This is a genomic window from Salipiger thiooxidans (assembly GCF_900102075.1).
GTDB classification, from domain to species: domain Bacteria; phylum Pseudomonadota; class Alphaproteobacteria; order Rhodobacterales; family Rhodobacteraceae; genus Salipiger; species Salipiger thiooxidans.
On record NZ_FNAV01000011.1, the window covers coordinates 110677 to 135979 of the forward strand.

Sequence of the window (25303 nt, forward strand, 5' to 3'; positions counted from 1 at the left end):
ACAGAAAGACCCTCATGACGCTCGATGACGCGAAGCCTGCCACGGCAATCCCGACCCTCGGAGGCCCGGCCTCCGGACCCCCCAAGTTCTCCGGCACGCCAGCAGCCATCACGCAGATGATGGCCTGGAACATGGAGGAATGGGAGCCACCGGCGATCTTCGGAGCCTTTCCGCTGCGAAAGATCTGCCCTGATGCCGCGGAGCGTTTTGCCAGTGCCGCGCATTTTTCGGTGCGCGACCTGCGGACGATCATCGACTACATGGAGCTCGACACCGACCCCAAGGACCCCGTCGGCGTCTATGGCGCCATTCTCGACGCCTGCGAGAACGCCCCCTGGGCGATGCCGGCGCTCGAGGTGGAGGTCGGCACTGCGCGCCTCAAGGGGAAGGTTCGCGGACGGAGCAGTTCACGCGACAGGATCGGAAAGGTCCTCATGAAGCTTCCGCTGATGAAGCTCCGGCTGAGATCCAACGAACACCTTCACCACCGGGCGCACGAACTCGGCATGCCCGATCCCGACCCCGAGGTCGCGATCGGCGCCTTCTGCGAATACGCAATCCAAGCCTACTACCGCAAGCTCGAGGAAATGGACACGGTGGCGCTTACCCAGGCGGCCTATTCAGTTCTCGTGCCGGAGGATGAAATCGCCTCTGTGAACGATCTTCTCGACGATCTCGACGAGATCACCGACTGGCGCGCTCATGCCGATGACCTGATCGAGATCCATACCGACTATCCTCGGGCACGGTCATTAACCTACCACGAACACCTCACGACCACGATGCAAGTCCTTGCCGGGATGCTCGATCTCACCTCGCCGACAGAGGATTTTTCCCGCCTCGCCCGCCTGGCGGAGATCGGCGCGCAACATGCGCACCACCATGCGGGCATCATCACCGAAGTCCTGCTGAAATCCTACAGGAGCGCAGGATTCACCATCGACGGCAGCACCGTCCCAAAGGCCGGCTTGCAGCTTCTCGGACGACTGCGCTCTGCGGGCATCCTCGAGCGCTTCGTTGACCTGCAGGACAGGCTTCCGGAGACGGAAGAGCGGGCCAAGCAAGCCAGGGAGAAGATCGCCAGGGCGCACGAGGAAGAGGATTACGACGCGCTGGAAAAACTCGTCCCCGAAGCGCGCGACACGAAGGCTCGGCTCGAGGCCGACACCGAGGCACGCGACAGCTACGCAGATATGATCGAGAAGATCATCGCCGGAGCGATCGAGAGGGAGGACGATCTTCCCGAGGACATTCGCGAGCTCATCATCGAAGATTTCGCCGAGGAGGAAGCCTCCCATCACGCCGCGCGCGACATGTTCCGCGGCGACACGGACGGTCTCGAAGAGGAGGCCGACGAGGAACCGGACGAGGAAACCGAGGCGGGCGCCGACGAGAGCGGGGCCGGGGCGGAACCCTCCGAAGCGGCGGTGACCGACGCGTTCGAATCCGTCGCACCGGCTCCCGAGAATACGCAGGCATCCGAAGAGACCACGGAGAGCGAGGACGCTGACGTCGCGGACACCCTGAACGGGGAGGATGAGTCCGCCGCCCCTGCGCCTTCCGAGCCGTCCACGGACGCGGCTGACGAGGGCGCGCACGAGAAGTCACCGGAGGATCCGGCAGAGGAGTCCGGTCCCGGCGAAGACGGCCTCCCTCTCGAAGAGGCGGCACCCATCCCTGCGGCCGCGGAGACGGATGGTGCTCCCCGCTCCGATGGCACCCGCGCCACCACATCCCCTGCGCCGGTTCCCGAGGAAACCCTCGTCGATCTCATCGCGCGCAACCTCATCGGGGTGGCGGCCGATTCCGCCGAAGTCTTCGAGGCAGGCGGCCATGCCTGGCCGATCGAGGCCTCCGTCCTGCGCACTGCTGCCGGCTCCCGCGCACCCCACCGGGAATACGGCCTCGACACCCAGCGCTTTCTTTCCATCGCAAACCGGGCGCTTTCGGAGAAGCCCGGGGAGAGCGGCTCGGTCATGCTGCTCGGGGCGCTCATCCGGCCCACCATCCTCGAGGCCTCCTCGGGTCTTCGCAGCGTGCTTCCCGAGCTCTGCCGGGGCAGCCTCGGCCAGCACCTTCTGCCGGCCGCCGAGTCCATCGCCGCGCTCGATTATGACTTCCCGCCCGACCCGGACGAATTGGCGCGGATTTCCGGCGCGCAGCGCGTCCCGCTCAAGAAGCGGCTGGCGACCCAGCTGTCGGACTGGTGCGAAACCTACTCGCAGAAGACCTCCCGCTGGCACTTCGCGACCATGTTCATGCATCATGTGGTCTCGGACCAGGGACTGATCGGCGCGGCCCGGACGGCCATCGAGAAGAACGCCCCGGAGGCTCCGGAGCTGGCGCGCCAGGCCATCGACCAGCTGGATTCCCACTCCGACATCGAGGCGCATTCCGTCGAATTCGCGGCCGAAGCCGGTCGCAACGCGTCCCGGCTTCATCCCAAGGGGATCGAGTATCTTCATCGCCAGTTCGACGAGCCGCTCGGGCTTCTCGACAGCTGGCTGAAGGCCGCGGAACGCGAGGGCAGCCAGGGGCAGAAATCCGACGCGAAGCTGCGCGCGACGATCGGCAACCTACAGACCCGCCTCGAAAAGGCGGCCGGCGCCCTCGAAGCCGAGGCCGGGAACGACGGCGATCCGGTGGGGCGCGCCCTTGCAGGATGGATCGCCCTGCAGGCCCGCGAAGCCATCCGGGCCATCGAAGGGTCCGACTCCGGCTCCTTCGCCACACTGGAGGAGGCGATCACGGCCGAGCGCGACCTGCTTCCCGCCGCCACGCGCGATGCGATCAACGCGCCCGGCCTGCGCTTCGATGCCTTCCGGGAGGCCCTGACGGAGGGCATCCCCGGTCCCGCGGAGGCGGTGGACCGCGCCAGGCACGAGGCCGCCTTCGACACCGCCATGCGCCTCGCCGCGCGCTTCTCGATCGATGCGGACGCGGACATCCGGCGCGAGATGTCGGTGTTCGCCGAAACATGGCAAGCGGAGATCGAGCGGCGCGAACGTCGCCTCAAGACGCTGGCAAAGGTCGATTACAACCACCAGGACGAAATCACGCGGCGCCTCAACTGGTGCCAGATTGCGCTCGAGCGCCTCGCTGCGGTCGGCTCCGGGTCGGAGATCCACGATCTGGCCGACATCCCGGTCCATGCCGTCGAGCTCGACGACATCTCCGGCACGATCGAGTCGAACATCCGCGACGACCAGGTCGCCCGGATCGGGCAATACCGAAACGACCGGAACGTCGACGAGGCGGACATGCTCACAGGCGCCCTCGACGACCTGACGATCGAGGCGATCGAGGACCGGATCGCGCAGCTGCGCGACGGCCGCTCCGCGGCGACCTTCGAGACCGAGCTCGAGGGTCTCATCAAGCATTTCACCCCCGAGTTCATCACCTATGCCGCTTCGGCCGGCTGGCCGGCCGCCCCGGCCCAGTTCCAGGCCGCACTCAAGGGTGAGGGGCCGCTCGCCATCGACGAGGACCGTCGCAAGGCTGGCCTGGAATTTATCTCGCTCTACCGCGACATCATGCACGCCATGGTGTCGCGCAAGCCGGCCATCAACGACATCCGGGCCTTCTTCGAAGAGATCGGCTTCGAGAACGTGAAGCTTCACGACAGCAAGCAGATCGGACGCACCAAGGCCTGGCAGGCGAGGATGACCGGCACGATCCGGACCGATGGCTGGTTCCTGCCACCGGTCTTCGGCTCCAAGGCCGCGGCCGGCTACCGCCTGCTGATGATCGGCCCGGACATTCTGCCCGAGGCGGCCCTCAAGGCGGCCGGCGACATGCCCACCATCCTGCTCGTGGCCGGCGTCGCCGATGCTGCCCGGCGCCACGAGTTCGCCGAGCGCCTGCGCGCCACCGCCACTCCGGCACTGCTGATCGACGAGGCTCTGGTCGCTTTTGCCGCGACCCGGCGCGACACCCGGGCGCGCACGTTCTTCGAGTGCGGCCTGCCCTACGGGCGCGTCGAACCCTACACCACGGATGCCGGCCAGATCCCGCCGGAGATGTTCTTCGGCCGGGAGGAGGAGATCCGCTACATAATGTCGAAAACCGCCGATGGCTGCCTCGTTTACGGCGGGCGCCAGCTGGGCAAATCGGCACTCCTGAACCACGTGGCCAAGACGCGGCATGCGCCGGAGGAAAGCCGCATCGTGGTGCGGCGCGAGGTGAAACCCCTCGGCAACGCGGAAAAGACGTCCGAAATCTGGTCGCACCTCAACGCGATGCTGGTGCCGCACAACGTGGTCAAGCCGGCAAGCCGCGATGCCGACAGCATCTGCCGCGACATCAAGGGCTGGTTCTCGACCAGGCCCGAGGCGCAGGTCGTGTGCATGTTCGACGAGACCGACCATTTCATGGCCGCAGACACCAAGGCCGATTATCCCGAGCTCAGCCGCCTCAAGGAACTGATGGAAGACACCGGGCGGGCTTTCAAGGTGGTCTTCGCCGGCCTTCACAACGTCCAGCGGATGCACCGACAGCCCAACTCGCCGCTCGCCCATCTCGGCCAGCCGATCTGCATCGGGCCCCTGAACCGCACGGAGGACGACAAGCGCGCCGCGCATGACCTGGTCGTCAAGCCGATGCGGGCCGCGGGGTTCCGTTTCCAGTCCATGGAGGCGGTCGAGGAGATCCTCGCCTGGGCCAACTACTATCCCTCGCTCGTCCAGGAATACGCCAAGGGGCTTCTCGCCTCCATGCACGGCCAAGGCAGCGGGAAGGCTTACCGCCTGTCGGATGACGGCCCGCTCTGGACGATCCCCACGGGCGATCTCTTCACCCACCGGGGCTATCACCAGATCGAGACCCGCATCCGGGAGAAGTTTCACCTGACGCTGGATCTCGATCCGCGCTACGCGCTCGTCGCCTACACGCTCGCGCGGCTCAACGCCGAAGGGTTCGAGCACAAGTCCCTGGTGTCCGGCTTCACCCCGGCTGAGCTCCTCGACGAGGCAGCGGCGTTCTGGCCCCGGACCGCGGAACAGCCCTCGCAGGCCGCCTTCGAGGCACTGTTGGAGGAACTCTTCGATCTCGGCGTGCTCGGCCGGGTGCCGATCCCGCAGACCAGCCGCTACACCTACCTCCTGCGCACGCGGCAGGTTGCCGCGATGCTGGGCTCGATCGACGACATCTACCATGCCCTCGGCGAGATCGAGGAGAAGGATCCCACGGTCGCCTACGACCGGTCCGTGCACCGGCGGCGCTACGCGACCGGTGGCCACCTCCACGCACAGCAAGACCTGCCCTATAGCCCGCTCACCGACCTGCAGATCGAGCGCATCGTTCACCGGGAGTCGCCGCCCGTTCAGCTGGTCTGCGGCCTCGAGCCGCTTGGTTTGTCCAAGGTCGGTCGGGCACTGAAGGCCATATCGGAAACGGCCCGCCTGCCGGGCGCGCCGAACACCGACATTCCCGTCCACCTGGTCGACAATCGCAAGGACCTGCGGGCCCGCATCGACAAGGCCCAGGTCGGCGCCGGCAGGATGACGATCGTCGTGCACACACCGGGCAGTGCGAAGGACGCCATCGAAGAGGTGTCTTGGCTCGAGCGTCAGCCGCGCGTCATCAGCGGACATGTCCGTCCCGTGATCATCCTCGACGCGGCCGACTCGGCCTCGCGGGAGCTGGCCAACCGTCGCTCGGATCAGGCACAGTTCCTCTCGGCCTGGGGCGCGGAAATGATCCGGGTGCATCTGCATATGATCGAGGAGCTGGAACTCGACAAGCCGGCAACGTGGGAGGCGATTCTTTCGGCCGCCGGCGGCATTCCGTCGGAAACGATCGAACTCATCCGCAAGATGTCCAAGGCGAACGATCCTATCGAGGTGGCCAGGGAATGGCGCGTCTCCCAGCGCTTTCCGGATCCCATCTCCAAGGGGTTTCTGGGCCAGGCCCTTCTGCTGCTCGAACTCGGCGAGGGTGAGGATTACCAGACCTTCGACGATCTTATGCGCGAACAGACCGGCTGTGACCTGGTCACCATCGGGCCCGATCTTGTCGCCACTGGGTTGGTAGCCGGATGGAGCCCCAAAGTAGGCCGCATTCGGCGGTCTGCCCTGGGCGACCTGATATCACGAACACTGGAGTCGTAACGACACCGATCATTTCGTTGGACTCCGAGGAGACTTATTGGCGCCTCTGGTAACTTCCACTGTGCCATACGGGGTTTAATGTAATGCGAGTGAGGCGTTGCTCCGGTGTGTCAGGGTGAGAACAGGTATGGATAGACGGACATGTCGCCTTGCCGCATTCAGACTGGTCGAGGTCGAAAAACATCATCGTGCTGCGCGCCGCACGGCTCCGTTTTCCGACCCCGATAGACTCCGGCGCCGAAGTCAGGGGACAAGCCCCCAGTGGTTGCAATGCGCCTTCACGGCGCATTGCGCTTTCATGGGCCACGCAAGGTGACCGAAGGTGAGCGACCTGGCCAGAACGCTTGGGACTGAATTCATCTCAGCTGCGCGCCGCGAAGACTTTATCTGTCCGTTTGCGTGAATTGCTCTCTCGCTCAGGCAGTAAATGGGTCGTCTCGAACGGACAGAAAAAGCCAGAAGCGATTTTTCTTCACCGACGACAAATCTTTCGACACCCGATTGCTTGAAGCGTGCACAAGAGAGGTTGAGCAAAGCATCAAGGCTCTTTCAGGGGGATTCAAGATTCTCTTGATTCAGGGGTGAATTCACGTCATTAAATCAAGCCGTTGCGTAGCAGTATGACGCAAAAATCCCGCGTTGTGACGCAATTTCCCCCCGGGATGACGAGATTTCCCCGCATTTTGACGCAAAAACCCCGCGGTATTACGAGATTTCCTTGGACTGCAGGCGCCGGGCTCACGTGGTTGATACCCTGCATGGTTCATCCAATGTCGCTTCTTTGTTCCCTGCGCCGACGGTAGATGTCGAGCGACGCCATCGCTCCGTTCGTGGCAGTTTCCAAAAATTTTGGATTTACATTTCAGAGCGTGGGAAGTCGCGACTAATTGCCTCTGGCAACAATAGCAAAGGAGGCAGGAAATGTTGAAAGTCAAAGAAGTTGCCGATCACTGGCAGCTGCGGCCGGAGACTGTTCGGCGCTACATCAGTGACGGCGACCTCCCCAGTATCATCCTCAATGGCCACCATCGTATCGAATGGCAGGATGTCTGGGCGCTCGAGAACGGGACCTTTCCGCGCGGTGCCCGGATGGACCACTATCGGCAGCCGCTCATGAGCAAACGCCACCTCGCCGGTCGACTGAACGTCTGCATCAAGACGGTCGAGCGTTGGATCGATGCCGGTTTGCCGACACGATCGGTCTTTGGAAGCGTCCGGATGAACCGTGCGGATGCCCGCGACTGGCTGATGGCCGAACTCGACATCGACCTGCCGGAGGATTTCTTCGATCATGTCTGACGCCGTCGCACAGTGTGACCATCGGTTTCTGCGTCTCAATGGAACAATCCCGGCTCGTTGCACATCGGACCCCAAGCATAAATCGGCGTTATGCTTGGGGTCCTTCGTGCGAGCCGAAGGAAAATTGCGACAAGCTGTGCGAACCGGGCTTTCGGGCCCGATCTCCTGAGCGCTTCGGCGGCGCCCCTCACATCGAGGGCGCTGCCGAAGCGGCTCAAGCTCAGGAGAACACATGACCTATCATACAAGCCAAAATTCTACGCACGCCTCGAAATCGAGCGCCTCGATGTCCGCCCTCCTTTCATGGGCCGAGGAGGCCGGCGAAGACCGATACGCGGTCCTGGAATTGAAGAAGGTGCCCGCGCGCATGAGTTATGCCGACGAAGAACTCCATCTGATATCAGCCGACCCGGTTTACTTCGAAACGAACGTGGCGCCCGCGCCGTACGGAATGGTGTCGCGAGCGGCGGATCTCGATGCTGCGCGGCGTCGAGGGAATGCGCGCCTTCGCGCCCTGATCGAGCGTTTCTGGGCCGCCCGTGGCTGTGCGCAGCCCGCGCAGGAGGACCGTGCGACCTATACGAAAGTGATCGACCTCGTGAGGGCCCATGAAGGGTTTGCAGATCGGGGCGACCCTCTGCCGACTTCGTTTCACAAGCCCCTTCTGACCTTGCGCGCGCGATGCCTTGTGCCGTTCGATGAACTCGACCAGTCGGAATTCGATCGTGTCTGGGGAGAAGCGACGACGGGAGTCCGGAAATCCTTGCGCAAGATCCCGAACCTGATCGAACGCCTTCGAAACGGGCACAATCTTTGGCCGGAAATCACCGAGCTTCTCCCGTCCTGCAATCTCGTCACGCCGCCTTCGCCGGGACTACATCGGGCGCGCCGGATTCTCTGGAAGGACCTGCCGGAGGTATTCCGCGCCGACGCCGAGCGGGTATTCGAGCGGGCCATGGTTCTCCCGTGCAGCCTGAAGTCTTGGGCGAAGGAGCAAATCGCCGCAGGGCGCCCGGCGGTCGACATCGACAAAGAGGTTGCCGAACGGAAACGCCAGCGGGGCCGTTCACCGAAGAACGCGAAAACGGCCACAGCGGGATATCGGCAGGCCATCACGTGGTTGCTGCGCGAACAGGTGTTGCCGTCCATGGACTTCGACGAGCTCTCGACGCTCGATGCGCTCTTCATGGCCGAGGCTTTGGAGGCGGCGTGCAAATCCCAGATCACGCGTTGTGCCGCGTCCGACACGCTCAAGGATGCGGATGAAAGCTCGACCCTGTGGTCGCGCTTCACGAACCTTATGACATTGGCACGGCATGGTCTTCAGGATCCGGAGAAGGTCGCGCTGCTCAATGTAATCAAGCTTGTTTACGAGGATTACATCCTGCCGCCGGACGAGATGACCGCCGAGGCGACGGCTGTCTGTGACAGGCTCCGCAAGAATCCGCATCTGGCCGCAACCTACGTGCATGCCCCGTCTCGCCTCCACGCCGTTGCCAGACAGGCACTTGCCGAGGCGACGACCACCGATGGTGAAGAACGAGCGCTGAGGCTCTTTGCGGTCGCGGCCGCGTACGCGATCCAGGTGTCGCGGCCTCTGCGGCCGGGAAACCTGTTCACTTCCCGCATTTCTGGAGCGGATAAATGCCCACGCAACGTGCACTGGATTGAGGATCGCGCATTTGCCGAAATCCGGTTCGTTGCGGGTGAGGTCAAGAACCGCAACGCGCTTACCGTGGAGGTGGTCGGCCGCGATGCAGAGATCCTGTGGGATTGGCAGATGGTCCACCGGCCCCGTCTGGCAAAGCTCCGGGCTCTCGAGAGATCGCCATACCTCTTCCCAGGGAAAGCTATGCCGCGCCTGCGCAAGGCCGGCCTGCGACTTCCGACAGGCGCCATGTCGGGTGCAGCTATTGGAGAGCTGTGGGACCTCGGAGATCGCCATCTCGGCCTCGGCCTGACCCCGCACCAGTGCCGTCACGCGACCGGCACGCTGATGCTGGCCGTCGATCCCGGCAATTTCGCCAGCGTGGCCTCGGTGCTTGCCAACACCGAGGCTGTCGCCCGCGCCCACTACGCGAAGGACTCGGGCGAAGCCGCGGCTGCGGCCGTGCGTGAGGCGCTCCTCGCCCATCATCCGGACATCTTCAAGCGTCTCAAGGGGAGGATCAAATGACACGGAAGACCATCGAAGAGCATCTCGCCCCTGCACCCACGGCGATCCGGCGCCTCCTGCTGGAGGACCGGCATGATCTCGAGCCCGGGGCTGCCGCCGTGGTCGGCAGGTTGTTCGCCTCCGTGCACAAACACCGCGTTTCGATCTCGATGCCGCCGGCGCAGTGCTTCCGCGAGGCGGCGCAATCCGAATCCACATTCCGGACACTCCTGCGCGCGCTTTCGCGCCATGCGCCGCATGTTTGCACGGCGGAAGCGGTCGAGGTCAGCGACGAATGGTATGCGCGTCGGCGCCCCCCGCCCAAGACAGCCGAGTCGCCGCTCCGGGAGGAAGGTCAACAATGGCCTGACCGGTGGAGAGAACATCTGAATGCACTGCAGAAAGCCAAGATCAAGGAGTCCAGCCGCCAGCGCTACATAGCGAGTGTAGATCGATGTGTAGAAGCCGTGTCGGAGGGGCGGGCGACGGCGGATTTCGGCTTCATCACGGCGATGGACCTGGAGGACGCATTTCTGAACCATCCCGATGCCGACAGGCGCATAAAGACGGTGACGGCCCCGAACTACCTTGATGGCCTGATCGCTCTCGGTCGGGCTGGGGGAGAAAACCGAGACAGTCTGGACGCGATGCGATGTGTGTCGAAAGACCTGCGTGACCGGGCGGATCTTGAGTGCAAGAACAAGGAGGTGCGCATCGCCAAGCTGATGGAGCGCGGCGGGTTCTCCTACGTCGTGGACCGAGCCGGCGATGCGATCGAAAAGAACCGCCTGCTTCCATCGCACAGCGCCGCTGGTCGGCGCAAACTGCAAGCGGCGGTCCTCTCTCTCGTGCTGATGAACAAGCCGCCGCGCAAGGGTGATGTCGTGCGGTGGCGCTTCGGTCATGAACTTGTGCGGGATCCGGACGGTGTGTGGCGTGCGACCTGGATGCAGGAAAAGACCGGTCATGAGACCGAATCTGGCCGACTGTGGCCGGAGGTCTGCGCGCTGCTCGATCGCTGGATTCTCGGCGGCAGGCCAGACCGACTGGTCGTCCACCGATATCTGGAACTCACCGGCCACAACTGGCTGTCTCTCTCCGCTGAGACGCCCTACCGCGATCTCCCGTCTGAACTTACGAAGTCGCTGATCGGCGTTCCGTCGCATGATCTGCGCACGCTCGCGGCAGACTACCTGCGTCGTCATGATCCGGCTCGTGCCGCCCAGATCATCAGAACCCATCTCGGGCATGCCACCGACAGGGCGGGAGACGCCTACGCGACCGAGTGCATCGGCACTTCGGCGCAGCGCCTCTGGCAATCCGCAAGAGGGATGATCGCCGATACAGATGGCAATGCCAGAGAAGCAGCCAAAATCGCCAAGAAGAAGAAAAAGCCCGCGATTCCGAAGCCCCGTGGCGTGACCGGTCGCATCGGTCGGCCTGTCCGACTTCCCGGTCGATCCCGGAGGCGGACCGGATAAGAACAGACAGAGACTGCTGAACCCACGAGTAAATGCGTAGGGCAAGGCCGTTGGAGACCGACGCGCCCCTCTCGTTGTCGGCGCGCCGGTCTCATCCGGCCAGCTCATGACGAAACAAAGGGCGACCATTGAAATTCCTCTGGCTGCTACCGGGAACGCCCAATTATCGGGAGGATGTCATGACTGGCAGATCTGCGCCATTCACTGGAGACAAGACCCGCCTCGCCACTGATCTCGGCAAGGCATGGGCATGGTGCGAATATGTGCACTCCGATCTTAAACCATTCACGCTCGTTTCAGGCATCCTGGATCTTGGCGATCAGACGTTCGGATTTGATCCCGGGATTGAAGAAGCCGAGTACTATTTTGACTGCGGACCATTGCGCGAAACCGCGCTCGATGCTCTCGCCACCATGGGTCACCATCCAGCTCCAGACCGATGGTATGCGCGCTACCCGACCGCGTTCGTATTCGCACGGCGTCTCTCAGCGCATGAATGCCTGCAAGCGCTGGCATTCTTCCGGGCAAGGGGCCTAACCTCAACTTCAAGCAATCAAGGTCGACATCAGAATGGCCCGGGCGGTTGTTGATGCAATCAGGGTGATGAATGCCCAAGAATGCGTAACGCCGCGCGGCAGCGAACAATGAAAGCCTGCAAGATGCTGCCTGCAGAAACCGACGCGCCCCTCTCGCTGAGGGCGCGCCGGTCTCATCCGGCCAGCGCACGATGAAACAAAGGGTCGGCCATTGGAATTCCTCTGGCTGCTACTGGGAACGCCGACCCGAAACCCTGTCCAAGAAAGGAGAGAAAGGACGCTTGATGCGGGCACGACTGTCCGCGCAAAGAAAAGGAATTTGAGATGTCCCCAACATCAAATGCGGCGCGCAGCAAAGCCGCGATGCGAGCCGCCGAAGGGTTCGTCACCCGGAATTACCAGGACCTCGTTCATGGGGCAGGACTGCTCGGCGGCGTCGGCGCGCAGTGTCGTTGCGTGAGCTTGACCGCCCGCTTGCGGCGCGCCAATCGCATGGACTGCTATTGCTGGCGCGAACTGCGATGGCTGCACGATTTGTTTTGCCTGCAAGTCGGCAGTGATCCCGACTCCACAGACGCGCCATATTTCTGTGATCTTTCTCCGGACGATCCGGCGGTCAACGGTCTGTGCCTCCTTGCCGACGCGCTTGGTGACCTGCTCGCCGAAATCGAAAGAGAGCATACACAAACCGTCTCGGAGCACACAGACGATGCGGGCCGGGACGCGGCCTGACCTCTCCGCCGGCGTACGCGCCGGCGCCTTGAAAGGCGGTCGCATGGTGCGCCGCCGGAAAACCCAAGGAGTGGTCATGTTCAAATGCTACATTCAAATGCCGGTAGAGGATCTCTTCGCGAACATCCTGCTGGAAACCCGGCAGATCAGCGACGGTCTGAGGCATCTCGATGTCTTTTCTGGTGCCATGGAGCGGGCATCTTTCCTACGGGACCTCGCGATGCTCTCCGGCCATAAATGGATCGGCACCGAGGCGGGTAAGAATCTCGATCCGATCATACGCATTCTCGAGGCGGAACTCGACGCGGAGACGACAATGATCACGCAGGTATTCCATGGCCACAACGATCCGGATCACGGAGCGGTCGGATCGGTGGAGAAACGGCGGGAGCTGACGGCGCGTGGGGAGGCCGCTTCTTCCATGCTGCAGAGCCTCCGGCGGCTGCAATGCATGCTCGAGGTCGCGGACGCGCGGATCAAGGCGGAGAGAATCGTTAACCTGCGCCTGCAGGTCTGATCCGCTCCTCACAGCCAAGCCGATCCACCCTTCTGGCACGGGGTGGGTCGGTCGGTGTTTGTTTGTATTTCGTGGGGCGCGTCCTCTCAGCCCTCAAGTCATGCGGACACCCGGCGATCCGCCAGGTTGGTGACGTCAGCAAGAGGCATGTCGCCAAAGGGTTTCCGGATCATTGAGATGTCGATCTCGATCATGTTGACCCATTTTTGCAAGGTCTTCTTGGCGAAACCATGCGGGTTGTAGTTGGTGATGTTCACATCACGTTCCACATGCCCCATCAGGTACTTCCGGTGGCTGTCCTGGCACTCGAGTTCGATCAGGAGATGGTTGAATGTGGTCCGGAAGGAATGGAAATCTCGCTGCGGATCATAGCATTCGTGGTCTTTGCGATAGCGGGTAAAGCGCTTCGAGAACGTTTCCGTAAAGGTCTTCTTGTTGGCGCTCCGCTCCAGCCACGGGAAGAGACGCGGCTCTTCGGCGCGCCGGCGGTCTTCGACGAGCTGCATCAGGCCAAGCTTGAGCAAGTTGCGATGGATCGGCACGGTCCTTCGCGCGGCCATGCTCTTCAGGCTTTGCCCAGGGCCTTGCTTGAGGACGATGCAGGGGATCTCGTCAATGACCTGGATATCATCCGTATGCAGCTGCAAGACCTCCTCGCTGCGGAGACCCATGTGAAGGGCGATCAGCGGTCCCCAGAACATGGGATCTCCGGAATCTTTGAGCTTGTCTTGGAAGATTGGCGTTCGGAACAGCTTGCCAAGGTGACCGCACCACGTCTGCCGCTCCGTATCATCCTCAAGGAGCATGCGGCGCTCAACTTCGGCGGACTCCCAGATGTGATCCGCCATCATGTTTTCCCGGGCTTCACCCTGACGTACGGCGAACTTGAAGACACGCTGGAAATCCTGCATGTGCCGGTAGATCGTCGCTGCCTTGAGCCGCGGCAGCCTCTCGCGCAGGATAGTGATCTCGATTTTGCCGGGGCTCTCGCCTTTTCTCGTCATTCTGGCCCGGGTAATCTCCTCGTTCCGCCGTTCTTGTTCGTCGGCCTCATCGGCAGCCACCTGCGGGGACCGCTTGTCGGTCTTGGCCTGGTAGTTTCGTGGAATGCGCTGCATGAGTGTGAAAGCAGCAGTGAGCTCCTCGTGCACGACATCATTCAGGGACTTGGCCCCAAGGATGCGCTCCATCAATCGTGCCGTTGATCGGACATTCGCCGCCGAGTTCTTTGCCCAGCTCTCGCCCCCCTTCGGGTTCGGGTTTTCATTGAACTTGAAGGTTCTGTAGCCCCGCGAGCGCTTCTCGATATAAACCTCGGCCGTGTCCAGGATCGTTGGGCCGGGGGAGGTGTCGTGTGTTTTGCAGATTTCCTGAACCGGCGCCACTGAGATCTCCGGAGCGACGTCTTTTGGCGTTTCTTTTTCGATCGGCCGTGCCGCGGCGCCCCCGGCGGGGTCGGGCGCCAACACGGGATACGATGGAACAGGCGCGACGGGCGCAGCAGGATACACTGGAGCGGGAGGTGATCGTTCTGCGTAAGGGATGGCGCTGAATAGGGCTGAGAGATGGAGCGTGTAGCTATCTGGCTGGTCAATGCCCGGGAGAACACGGCCGTCGGTGTCGAGTAGGCCCCGTGATCCCGGCGGAAGTTCTCTTCGTTCGCATCAAGGATGACCCGCAAGGCTCGGTAGGCCAGCCTCTGCCAGTCCGGGTCTGTCTCGTCGAGCGGGATTCCGAGGCGGTCGGCCACTTGCCGGAGTGGATCCCGAGCCATGTCCCGATCCCGAAGCCGGATTGCATCACGGACGGTCGCAATCGCGGCGTCGGAACACTGCAACTCATAGGCGGCCACCTCCGGGGTGCGTACGGGGGCGACCTCGCGCGCGGTCTCGGCCACGTCGATGAGAAACCGGCTGAGCCCGTCCAGGAGCCTCTCCATGATGTCCGGCGCTATCGCCATCGTCCTCTCCGTCACACCGGCGAAGGCAATGTCACTCAGAAGGGTGAGTTTCTGAGCCAAGGCCTTCGCGTCGGGGAGGACATGGGATCGAAGCGAGAGGAGCAGTGACATTTTTTTTTGGAGAGACCTCCGGACCCCAGGCCCGTAGGGCCTGGGGCCAGCGACGACGCCAATGGAACCCGCTCGGGCGGTATTCGAGATGCGGTTGGGATGCGGTCGTGAAACGCAAGTCTGCGACTCCTGTGCCAGCGTTTGTGCCACGCGGTGGGACAGGATATGTGTCACGCCAATAATTCTCCGAATGTATACGGAGAAAATCCTTGGAGATCAGTCTCTCAGGATATTTTGGCTCCGGCGGTAGGGATCGAACCTACGACCAATTGATTAACAGTCAACTGCTCTACCGCTGAGCTACGCCGGAACATGTGGGGCGTATAGCAACAGGCTTCGAACCTTGTCCAGAGCCATTTGTCACATTTTTTCAGCTTTTCCGAAATTCCTTCTAAGCCAATGAAAAAACGGACGTTTCTGAAGTGCCTTGCCGCCACGTCACCAGATCGCGGCGGGCGAGGTCGATCAGGTGAGCGAGTACATTGCGGGCTGCGGCAGACTGAAGTTGTGGGGGCGTATCGGTGTAGATACGGGCGGCCAGCCCCGCGGCATCAGAGGCGCCGTCCTCCAGTGCAGCGAGGATCTGCGCCTCGCGCATGCGGCGGTGCGAGGCGAGGGTCTCGAGCCGTTCAGCGGGAGTCTCCACCGGCGCGCCGTGGCCCGGGTGGAACACCTGCCAGCGCCGCGAGGCCAGCCGGGCGAGCGAGGACATGAAGGCGGTGAGGTCGCCGTCGGGGGGCGAGACCAGCGAGGTGGCCCAGCCCATCACCAGATCGCCCGAGAACAGCACGTCCCCCAGCGCGAAGGCCATGTGGTTGCCGAAATGGCCGGGCGTGTGCAGCGCCTCGAGCTGCCAGCCGTCGCCCTCGATCACCGCGCCGTCGGCGAGCGACCGGTCGGGCGCAAAGCCCGCGTCGACGCCTTCGCCGCCGCCGACCATGCCCGAGGTCGCGAGCCGCTCCATCAGCTCGGAGCGTCCCGATCCGGCGTCGCCAAAGGCCATCACCGGCGCGCCAGTCGCCTCCGACAGCGCGCGGGCGAGGGGCGAGTGGTCGCGATGGGCATGGGTCACAAGGATATGGCTCACGTGCTCGCCGGGGCGCAGCGCCGAGAGAAGCGCCTCGAGATGGGAGGGGTCGTCGGGGCCCGGATCGATCACCGCGATGCCGCGCGTGCCCACGAGGTAGCTGTTGGTGCCGCGGAAGGTCATCGCCGAGGGGTTGGGCGCCAGCACCCGGCGCAGCCCGGGGCCGAGCTCTTCGGGCACACCGGGGCGGGGCTGAAAATCGGGTTGCGGGTCCTGCATCTTTCGGGGCTTTCTGGCTGTGCTCACATCCTGAGGTAGCGCATGTCCTTCCATTGGCTCAAACACTATATGCCCCGCGGGCTTTACGGCCGGGCGGCGTTGATCCTGTTGCTGCCGGTGGTGACGCTGCAGCTCGTGGTGTCGGTGGTCTTCGTCCAGCGGCATTTCGAGGATGTCTCCAGCCAGATGAGCCGGGAGCTCGCACGAGAGATCGAACTGGCGGTGGCGCAGCCGGCGCTGGCCGAGCCGCTCGCGCTGGAGCTGATCACCGTGCCAGAATCCGCGCTGCCGGCCGAGAACGAGCGGCGGTGGTACGACTTCTCCGGGCTCGTGGTGACACGCACGCTCGAGCGGTTCGTGTCGGGCACCGAACGCATCCTGCTGCCCGACGACGACTACGTCATACTCTACCTGCGTGACGGCGAAACTCTCACGCAGGTGCGTTTCTCGCGGCGCCGGGCCTCGCCGACCAATGCGCACCAGCTCTTCGTGAACATGATGGTCTTCGGCGTGCTGATGACGGTCATCGCCTTCCTCTACCTGCGCAACCAGCTGCGCCCGATCACCGAGCTGGCGCGGGCGGCCGAGGCCTTCGGGCGCGGTCGTCACGAGCCCTACGCGCCGGCGGGCGCGGTCGAGGTGCGGGCGGCGGGCAGCGCCTTTCTCGACATGCGCAACCGCATCGAGCGGCAGATCGAGCAGCGCACCATGATGCTCTCGGGGGTGAGCCACGACCTGCGGACCCCGATCACCCGGCTGAAGCTGGGGCTCTCGATGCTCGAGGATGACGAGCGCGAGCCGCTCGAGCGCGATGTCGAGGACATGCAGCGGCTCATCGACGCCTTCCTCGACTTCGCGCGCGGCGACACCCAGGGCGGCGAAGCCGAGCCCACGGACCCGATCGAGCTGGTCGAGGGCATCGTTGCGGACGCGCGGCGCGCCGGCAAGGACGTGACGGTCGCGTCCGCCGAGGGGGCGGGCGAGGTGACGCTGCGGCCCGCGGCGATGCGGCGGGCGCTCGAGAACCTGATCGGCAACGCCGTCCGCTACGGCACCCGATGCGAGGTGTCAGTCGCTCTGACCGAGAAGAGCCTGCGCCTGCGGGTCGAGGATGACGGGCCCGGGATCGCGCCCGAGCGGCGCGAGGATGCGCTCCGGCCCTTCGTTCGGCTCGATCCGGCGCGCAACCAGGACAAGGGCACCGGCGTGGGGCTGGGGCTTGCCATCGCCGCCGACATCGCGCGGGCGCATGGCGGGGTGCTACGGCTGGGGCAGAGCGACAGCCTCGGCGGGTTGCGGGCGGATATCGTGATCGCGCGGTAAGGGCAGGGCGGTCGCGTCGGTTTGTTCAATTGGAACGACTTGCCATCATTTCGCCCGCCGGGTGCCGGAGTTCGGCACCGCTTTCTGCACGAAACCTCTGAAGGCCGGCGCGGAGGTTGCGACCGCTCCGGCACATGTCACTGCCACCATCGATCTCACGTCGATCGCCGGGGGCGAAGCGCGGTGGTCCCGACCGCGCCGAGCCTTGGCCTCGCAAGAGGTCGTCCGGCGGCCGCCCGGTAGGGCCTCTGCCCCCGCCGGACGGCCGCCGGTGTTTCGCTTGTGGCGTGTCGCATGCTCTCGGGCTGTGCCCGGCAAAAGCCGTGACGCCAGACGCATCATGCAGGTGGGGCCGTTAGAACATCCCTGAACCGGGGCCGGTGGGCCGGTGGGACGGTGAAAGGGCCTCAGCCCTCGAGCAGGATCTGGCCCTTGGCCTCGACGAGAAGTTCCGCGCGCTTGGCGCGGATGGCGTCGGCGTCGGCCTTGCCAGCGAGATCGTCGGCGACCTTGCGCACCACGTCCTCGTGCCCGGCTTCGGCGAAATCGGCCTTGATCACGTCGCGGGCGTAGTCGTCGGCCTCGGTACCGGATTTGCCGAGCAGGTCGGCAGCCCACAGACCCAGCAGCTTGTTGCAGCGGGCCTCGGCACGGAAACTCATCTCCGCATCATGGGCGAACTTGTTTTCAAACGCCTTTTCACGCTCGTCGAAAGTGGTCATGGATACGGCTCCCCCCGCGTTCAATCGCTCGTTTGAAAAGATATTCACTCCCTTGGGGCCGCGCAACCCCAACCGTCCGCTTGCGACGCGCGTGGGCTTGATTTATAGGGCCTCGCAGGACGCAGGGGTCCCCTCTGCGCGCCCCTCTGAAAGGATTGCCATGGCACGCCGCAAGAAGATCTACGAAGGCAAGGCGAAAATTCTCTACGAAGGCCCGGAGCCCGGGACCATCGTGCAGTATTTCAAGGACGACGCGACCGCCTTCAACGCCCAGAAAAAGGACGTGATCGAGGGCAAGGGCGTGCTGAACAACCGCCTGTCCGAGTTCTTCATGACCGGGCTGAACAACATCGGCGTGCCGACCCACTTCCTCAAGCGCCTCAACATGCGCGAGCAGCTGGTTCGCGCCTGCGAGATCATCCCCCTCGAGATCATCGTGCGCAACTTCGCCGCCGGTTCGCTTGCCAAGCGCCTCGGGCTCGAGGAAGGCACGCCGCTGCCGCGCCCGATCGTGGAATACTGCTACAAGGACGACAAGCTGGGCGACCCGCTGGTCACCGAAGAGCACATCGCCGCGTTCGGCTGGGCCAGCCAGCAGGACATGGACGACGTTCTGAGTCTCGCGCTGCGGGTCAACGACTACCTGTCGGGCCTGATGTACGGCGTGGGCATCCGCCTCGTCGACTTCAAGATCGAGATCGGCCGGGTTTATGATGGCGACTACCAGCGCCTGATCGTGGCCGACGAGATCTCGCCGGATTCGATGCGCCTGTGGGACATCGAGACGGGCAAGAAGCTCGACAAGGACGTGTTCCGGCGCGACCTCGGCTCGCTCACCGACGCCTATACCGAGGTGGCGCAGCGCCTTGGGGTGATGCCGAAGCAGGCCACCCACATGGCCAAGCCGAAGCTCATCAACTGAGACAGTGTCGCGCCCGTCAGGGCGTGACATCAGGATTTGTGGAAAGATGAAAGGCGCTGGCCTTTCGAAGGGAACGGAGTGGTCGCCATGATGGCACGTGTGCATGTGATGCTGAAGGACGGCGTGCTCGATCCGCAGGGCGAGGCGGTGCGCCACGCGCTGCACGGGCTGGGCTTCGACGGCGTCGGTGGCGTGCGTCAGGGCAAGGTGATCGAGATCGAACTCGCCGAGGGGACCACCGAGGCGACCGTCACCGAGATGTGCGAGCAGCTGCTCGCCAACACGGTGATCGAGAGTTACAGCATCGAATTGATCTGATCGGGGCTGGTTTCAGTCTCTGTTTAGACTTTTGGGGTTAGGAACCTCCCGTCTGCCATGCAACGGGACGGTGTCCGCCCATGAAACTTCCCAAATTCTCCCTCAAGGCTCGGCTCGCGCTGAGCCTTGCGCTTTTGCTGCTGGTCTGCAGTGGCGCGATGTTCGCCACCTTCGATTTTCAGACCCAGCGCTCGATGATCGCTGCTGCGCAGGCGCGGCAGGACACTTCGCTGCGGATCCTGGTCGATCAGTTCTCGTCGGTCTACGACGGGATCGAGGTCGAGATGTCGCCCGACGGTCAGATCGACGAGCTGCGATGGGCGGCCCTGCCCGAGATTGATGGCCATGCGGTGATCGATCGCGTGGGGCGGATCTCGGGCGAGACGGCGACGCTTTTCGGCTGGGACGCGGCCGAGGGGGATTTCATCCGGCTCACCACCAACATCATCAAGCCCGACGGCAGCCGCGCGGTCGGCACCTGGCTCGGCAAGCAGAACCCGGTGCACGCCTCGATGCTGCGGAAAGAGACGTTCCGGGGCGAGGCGGTGATCCTCGGCAAGCCCTACTTCACAGTCTACGAGCCCGTCGTTTCCCCCAGCGGCGAGGTCATCGGCATTCTTTACGTGGGCGTCGACCGCTCGGTGATCGACGCGCAGGTCGCGCGCGACCGGCTGGTCGGGGTGGGGCTGTCGCTGGCGTTCTTGGCACTTGGCATCTTGGCGCTGATCTTCCTGCTGTCGCGCAACCTCGGACCGCTGTGGCAGGTCACGGCCCGGCTCGGGCACATGTCCGATGGCGATCTCGAAAGCGACGTGCCCCACCAGTCGCGCGGAGACGAGATCGGCGATACCGCCCGCGTGGTGGAGGAGTTCCGCACCAAGCTCGCGCGCGCCCACGAACAGGACGCCGAGCTCGAGCGCCGGCGGCTGGCGCAGGAACGCGCGGTGGCAGCGCTGCGCGAGGGGCTCGAGCGGCTGGCGAACCGCGACCTCGGAGCCCGCATTGGCGAAAGCGCCGAAATGCCGCCCGACTACGAAGAGCTGCGGGCGGATTTCAACATCGGCGTCGAAAGCCTCGCGCAGGCGATGGCCGAGGTCGAGACCGTCGCCTTCGGGGTGCGGGGCGCGGCCTCCGAGATCGGCTCGACCTCGGACGATCTCGCCCGCCGGGTCGAGGAGCAGGCGGCGACGCTCGAGAAATCCGCCGCGGCCCTGGATGCGCTGGCGGGCGCCGGTGCAGAGATCGCCACCAACGCGGAAGAGGCCGACCGTCTCGCGACCAACAGCCGGCGGCTCTCGTCCGAGAGCGAAGCCGTGCTGGGCCGGGCCATCGAGGCGATCGCGCGGATCGAGGATGCCTCGTCCAAGATCAACAACATCATCACCGCCATCGACGACATTGCGTTCCAGACCAACCTGCTCGCGCTCAACGCGGGCGTCGAGGCGGCGCGTGCCGGCGAGGCGGGCCGCGGCTTCGCGGTGGTGGCCTCCGAGGTGCGCAGCCTCGCCCAGACCGCGGCAGAGGCGGCGCAAGAGATCAAGACACTGATCCGCGCCTCCAACGACGAGGTCCGCGAGGGCAGCAATCTGGTGCAGCAGACCGGCGCCTCGCTGGGGCAGGTGCTCGAGCAGGTGGATTCGCTGGGCAAGCTGATCTCCGAGATCGCCGGGTCGGTGCGGACCCAGACCGACGGGCTGAGCGAAATCAACGGCAGCGTGCAGCAGCTCGAGGGCATGACCCAGCACAACGCCGCGGTGGTCGAAGAGCTGAATGCGGCGGGCCAGAGCCTCAACACCGAGGCGCAGCGTCTGTCCGAGACGCTCGAGGTCTTCGAAGGTGCAAACGGTGCTCCGTGTTCCATCAAGAAGACCGCCGAGACGCGAAAGGCGCCCGAGCAAGCACGCCCCGCGCCCGACGCCTGGGATGCTCCGGCCCAGCCCCGGCCCGCGTTGGCGGCGACCGGCACCGACGACGGCTGGGCGGATTTCTGACCAACCTGCGGACCTGGCGCTTGTCGCTTGATCTTCCATGCAGAATGACGTGTCCTCCTCCCGAACAACGGGAGGAGAGTTCACATGCGTGCTGCGGTTCTGCGGGCCTATAACGAGGATCTGTCGCTGGAGGAGGTGGCCGAGCCGCTCTGCCCCGAGGATGGGGTGGTGCTGCGGGTCCTCGCCTGCGGCGTCTGCCGCTCGGACTGGCACGGCTGGACCGGCGAGCATCCGCGGGTGAAGCCCGGCCAGATCCCCGGCCACGAATACTGCGGCGAGGTGATCGAAGCGGGGCCCCGGTCGCAATGGCAGCGCGGCGACGTGGTGGTCGCGCCCTTCATCCTCTCCTGCGGCACGTGCCCGAGCTGCCGCGCCGGCCAGCAGACGGTATGCTCGGACCAGCGCCTGCCCGGCTTCATCGAGCCCGGAGCCTTCGCCGAATACGTGGCGGTGCCGCGGGACTTCAACCTCGCACGGCTCCCCGAGGGCATGTCGCCGACGCTGGCGGCGGGGCTCGGCTGCCGGGTCACCACCGCGTGGCACGCGCTCACCGGGCGCGCGGCTTTGCAGGGCGGCGAGTGGCTCGCGGTGCATGGCACCGGCGGCGTCGGGCTCTCGGCGGCGCTGCTCGGCCGCGCGCTCGGGGCGCATGTGGTGGTGGTCGACGTGGTGCAGGAAAAACTCGACCATGCGCTGGGACTCGGCGTCGACGCGGCGGTCAACGCCAGCGAGGGCGACGCGGCGGCGCAGATCCGCGAAATCACCGGCGGCGGCCCGCATGTCAGCATCGAGGCGCTTGGCATTCCGATTACCGTCAACGCCTCGCTGCGCTGCCTGCGCCCGCTGGGACGGCACGTGCAGGTGGGGATGCCGGTGGGTCACACCGCCCACATGGACGTCGACATGTCCGCCGTCTACATGGGCAACCTCGCGCTTTACGGCACGCGGGGCATGCCGGCGCATCGCTACCCGTCGCTGCTGGGGCTGATCACCCGCAACAAGGTCGACCTCTCGCCGTTGATCGCGCGCGAAATCGGCCTGAGCGGGGCCAGCGCCGAGCTTGCGGCCTTCAACGGACCCACGCCGCCGGGCGTGGCGGTGATCACCGATTTCCAGTCGTGACCGGGACCCCGGCGTGAAATACGACCGCACAGCGTAAACGAGCCCAGGCCCCACGGTCGAAAACGGCCCGCCACAGCGACAAAACACTCGGTGCAATCCGACCGAAAACCCCGCAAGGCGGCATCCACCGATGCCGCCGGCAGGAGCAGGCAGGGGCCGATTGCGCTGCGTCGCAAAAGTCGTTATGCGGTGCGCAATCAGCCCTGAGCCTGCCGAGGGAGTTCCCCATGAAAGCCGCCGTCATCGTCTTCCCCGGGTCGAACTGCGACCGTGATCTTGCCGAAGGATTCCGCAAGGCGGGTCTCGACGTCCAGATGGTCTGGCACAAGGACACCGCGCTGCCCTCCGACATCGACATCGTCGGCATCCCCGGCGGCTTCTCCTTTGGCGACTACCTGCGCTGCGGGGCCATCGCCGCCAACTCGCCGATCTGCCGCGAGGTGAAGGCCCACGTCGAGCGCGGCGGTTACGCGCTGGGGATCTGCAACGGCTTCCAGGTGCTGACCGAAACCAAGATCCTGCCCGGCGCGCTGCTGCGCAACGGCGGTCTGAAGTACATCTGCCGCACCATCGGCCTGTCGGTCGCCGAGAGCCAGTCGATCTTCACCCGCGGCTACGAGGCCGGCGAGACGATCCGCATCCCGATCGCGCATCACGACGGCAACTTCACCGCCGATGCCGAGACGCTCGACATGCTCGAGGCCGAGGGCCGCGTCGCGTTCCGCTATACCGACAACCCCAACGGCTCGGATCGCGACATCGCGGGCATCCTGTCGTCGAACCGCCGTGTGCTTGGCATGATGCCGCACCCCGAGCGGGCCTGCGATCCCGCGCAGGGCAACGAGGACGGTGCGCGCCTTTTCGCCCATCTGACCGCCGCGCTGGCGGAGGCTTGACTTGAGCGCCTGAGCGCGCAGGCGTAGTCTGCGCCGCATGTCGGAACCGACCTCGGAAAGATTGCCGCGCGTGAGGCGCAGCGGCCCGCTCGGCTGGCGCGTACGGCTGGCGCTGGGTATCCTCGTGCTGCTTGCCGTGGCGACGGTCTGGACCACCAACCGTCTGCTCACCGACCGCTTCACCGAATCCACCCGAAACCGGGCCGAGCTGCGGCTGGCGCTCTATTCGGGCAACATCCTGTCAGAGCTCAGGCGCAACGCCATCGTGCCGCAGCTGCTGGCCCGCGACCCGGCGCTGATCGGGGCGCTGAATTCGGGCGATTTCAGCCAGTCGTCGCAGCGGCTCATTTCCTACGTGGACGAGATCGGCGCGGCCTCGCTGATGCTGCTCGACCGCGACGGTCGCACTGTCGCCGCGACCGACCGCAACCGCCTTGGCGAACAGCACCGAGGTGCGCCCTATTTCGTGAATGCGCTGCGCTCGAACACGACGGTCTTCACCACGCAGGCGCGCGAGGCGGGGGGGTATTCCTTCACCTACTCGCGGCGGGTCGAGAGCCAGAACACGGTGATCGGCGTCATCGTGGTCGAGGTCGACCTCGCCAAGTTCGAACGCGCCTGGGTCGGGATCACCGACGCGGTGGCGGTGCTCGATTCCGAGGGCACCATCGTACTTGCGACCGAGCCGCGCTGGCGTGGTCGGACCATGGACGAGGCGCTTGAGCGACAGTCGCCGGAAAGCGCCATCGAGCGCGCCATCAAGGCCACCGCCGACTGGACGGCGCTGCCCCCGGACGCCTACGTGCGCGGCGAGGCGGTGATGCAGGTCGACGGGCGCATCCCATTCCGAGGCTGGACCATGGCGACCTTCACCACCTACGCCTCGGTGCGCGAGAAGGTGAACGCGGTGCTGGCGCTCGAGATCATGGGCTTCGCGCTGCTCGCGGCGCTGGCCTTCTACGCGCTCAGCCGCAAGACGGCGCTGCGCATGGCCCTGTTCCAGCGGGAATCCGCCGAGCTGCGGCGCCTGAACGCACGGCTCCAGCGCGAGATCGCGGAGCGCGAGAAGGTGCAGAAGGACCTCGCCAGCGCAGAGCAGACGCTCGAGCAGAGCTCCAAGCTCGCGGCGCTTGGCGAGATGTCGGCGGCGGTGAGCCATGAGCTGAACCAGCCGCTGGCCGCGATGAAGACCTATCTCGCCGGCGCGCGGCTTTTGCTGCGCCGCAACCGGCCCGAAGAGGCGATGACCGCCTTCCACCGCATCGACGACCTGATCGAGCGCATGGGCGCCATCACCCGCCAGCTCAAGTCCTATGCCCGAAAGGGCCAGTCGCAGCTCTCGCCCGTGGACATGGGCGAGGCGCTGGCCTCGTCGCTGTCGATGATGGAGCCTCAGCTCAAGGCGCGGCGCGTGCGCATCGCCAAGATCCTGCCAGACGTGCCGGTCCGGGTGATGGGCGACCGGATGCGCATCGAGCAGGTTCTGGTGAACCTGCTGCGCAACGCCATCGACGCCACCAAATCCGAGGCGCACCCCGAGATCGAGATCATCCTCGCCAGCGGCGAGACCGCGGTCCTGAGCGTGCGCGACAACGGCCACGGCATCGAGGATCTCGATGCGCTGTTCGAGCCGTTCTACACCACCAAGCAGCCCGGCGACGGCACCGGGCTGGGGCTCGCGATCAGCTCGGGCATCGTTGCGGATCTCGGCGGGCGCCTGACGGCGCGGAACGGATCCGACGGCGGGGCTGTTTTCGAGATGCAGCTTCCTATCTTGAATGAAACGCACCAGGCGGCGGAATGAC

General features: G+C 64.8%; 17 protein-coding genes and 1 tRNA gene. 14 read left to right on the plus strand and 4 right to left on the minus strand.

All coding sequences use genetic code 11. The features are described 5' to 3' along the window. Window positions 1-14: 14 nt before the first annotated feature. The 7 genes from BLQ77_RS17295 (at window position 15) to BLQ77_RS17320 (ending at window position 12827) form a co-directional block, all read left to right on the plus strand. On the plus strand, window positions 15-6107 hold the full coding sequence (locus tag BLQ77_RS17295) for an ICP22 family protein (RefSeq protein WP_089961477.1): 6093 nt from the start codon (window positions 15-17) through the stop codon (window positions 6105-6107). A gap of 921 nt (window positions 6108-7028) precedes the next feature. After that, complete coding sequence (locus tag BLQ77_RS17300; protein ID WP_089961479.1) at window positions 7029-7406, plus strand: helix-turn-helix domain-containing protein; 378 nt, start codon at window positions 7029-7031, stop codon at window positions 7404-7406. A gap of 232 nt (window positions 7407-7638) precedes the next feature. Then, the gene (locus tag BLQ77_RS17305; RefSeq protein ID WP_242661766.1) at window positions 7639-9582 is read left to right on the plus strand and encodes a site-specific integrase; all 1944 of its coding nucleotides are present in this window, start codon (window positions 7639-7641) and stop codon (window positions 9580-9582) included. Next, window positions 9579-11042 (plus strand): hypothetical protein, encoded by a 1464-nt coding sequence (locus tag BLQ77_RS17310; protein WP_207545853.1) that lies wholly within the window; start codon window positions 9579-9581, stop codon window positions 11040-11042. Before BLQ77_RS17305 ends, BLQ77_RS17310 begins: the two co-directional genes overlap by 4 nt. Before the next feature lie 179 nt (window positions 11043-11221). Next, the gene (locus tag BLQ77_RS28460) at window positions 11222-11632 is read left to right on the plus strand and encodes a hypothetical protein (protein ID WP_131822032.1); all 411 of its coding nucleotides are present in this window, start codon (window positions 11222-11224) and stop codon (window positions 11630-11632) included. Window positions 11633-11902: 270 nt separating this feature from the next. Then, window positions 11903-12310, plus strand: a complete 408-nt coding sequence (locus BLQ77_RS17315) for a hypothetical protein (RefSeq protein WP_089961483.1) — start codon at window positions 11903-11905, stop codon at window positions 12308-12310. A gap of 76 nt (window positions 12311-12386) precedes the next feature. Further along, the gene (locus BLQ77_RS17320) at window positions 12387-12827 is read left to right on the plus strand and encodes a hypothetical protein (protein WP_131822033.1); all 441 of its coding nucleotides are present in this window, start codon (window positions 12387-12389) and stop codon (window positions 12825-12827) included. Window positions 12828-12925: 98 nt separating this feature from the next. Here BLQ77_RS17320 and BLQ77_RS17325 read toward each other — a convergent pair whose 3' ends face one another. The 3 genes from BLQ77_RS17325 to BLQ77_RS17340 all read right to left on the minus strand — a co-directional run bounded on the left by BLQ77_RS17325 (window position 12926) and on the right by BLQ77_RS17340 (window position 16204). After that, the gene (locus tag BLQ77_RS17325; protein ID WP_089961487.1) at window positions 12926-14212 is read right to left on the minus strand and encodes a site-specific integrase; all 1287 of its coding nucleotides are present in this window, start codon (window positions 14210-14212) and stop codon (window positions 12926-12928) included. Between the two features lie 921 nt (window positions 14213-15133). Further along, window positions 15134-15208: transfer RNA gene (locus BLQ77_RS17335), tRNA-Asn, on the minus strand. Window positions 15209-15289: 81 nt separating this feature from the next. Then, window positions 15290-16204, minus strand: a complete 915-nt coding sequence (locus BLQ77_RS17340) for an MBL fold metallo-hydrolase (RefSeq protein WP_089961492.1) — start codon at window positions 16202-16204, stop codon at window positions 15290-15292. Between the two features lie 42 nt (window positions 16205-16246). Between BLQ77_RS17340 and BLQ77_RS17345 the strand changes: the two genes are divergently transcribed. Next, window positions 16247-17527 (plus strand): ATP-binding protein, encoded by a 1281-nt coding sequence (locus tag BLQ77_RS17345; RefSeq protein WP_089961494.1) that lies wholly within the window; start codon window positions 16247-16249, stop codon window positions 17525-17527. 407 nt (window positions 17528-17934) lie between these two features. Here the strand turns inward: BLQ77_RS17345 and BLQ77_RS17350 are convergent, their stop codons facing one another. Continuing rightward, complete coding sequence (locus BLQ77_RS17350; RefSeq protein WP_008883998.1) at window positions 17935-18249, minus strand: DUF1476 domain-containing protein; 315 nt, start codon at window positions 18247-18249, stop codon at window positions 17935-17937. A gap of 160 nt (window positions 18250-18409) precedes the next feature. Between BLQ77_RS17350 and purC the strand changes: the two genes are divergently transcribed. The 6 genes from purC (at window position 18410) to BLQ77_RS17380 (ending at window position 25302) form a co-directional block, all read left to right on the plus strand. Further along, window positions 18410-19171, plus strand: coding sequence for a phosphoribosylaminoimidazolesuccinocarboxamide synthase (gene purC / locus BLQ77_RS17355; RefSeq protein ID WP_008884775.1), 762 nt, complete (start codon window positions 18410-18412; stop codon window positions 19169-19171). Window positions 19172-19258: 87 nt separating this feature from the next. Next, window positions 19259-19489 (plus strand): phosphoribosylformylglycinamidine synthase subunit PurS, encoded by a 231-nt coding sequence (gene purS / locus BLQ77_RS17360; protein WP_008885718.1) that lies wholly within the window; start codon window positions 19259-19261, stop codon window positions 19487-19489. An 80-nt stretch (window positions 19490-19569) separates the two neighbouring features. After that, a complete protein-coding gene (locus tag BLQ77_RS17365) occupies window positions 19570-21480 on the plus strand; it encodes a methyl-accepting chemotaxis protein (RefSeq protein WP_089961497.1) in 1911 nt (636 codons plus the stop codon). Between the two features lie 84 nt (window positions 21481-21564). Beyond that, entirely contained in the window at window positions 21565-22602 is a 1038-nt protein-coding gene (locus tag BLQ77_RS17370) for a zinc-binding dehydrogenase (RefSeq protein WP_089961500.1), read from the plus strand. Window positions 22603-22829: 227 nt separating this feature from the next. After that, window positions 22830-23498: a phosphoribosylformylglycinamidine synthase subunit PurQ gene (gene purQ / locus BLQ77_RS17375; protein WP_008884103.1), complete on the plus strand. Its 669-nt coding sequence runs from the start codon at window positions 22830-22832 to the stop codon at window positions 23496-23498. Window positions 23499-23535: 37 nt separating this feature from the next. Further along, window positions 23536-25302, plus strand: coding sequence for a sensor histidine kinase (locus tag BLQ77_RS17380; RefSeq protein ID WP_089961503.1), 1767 nt, complete (start codon window positions 23536-23538; stop codon window positions 25300-25302). The last annotated feature ends 1 nt before the right edge of the window (window position 25303 follow it).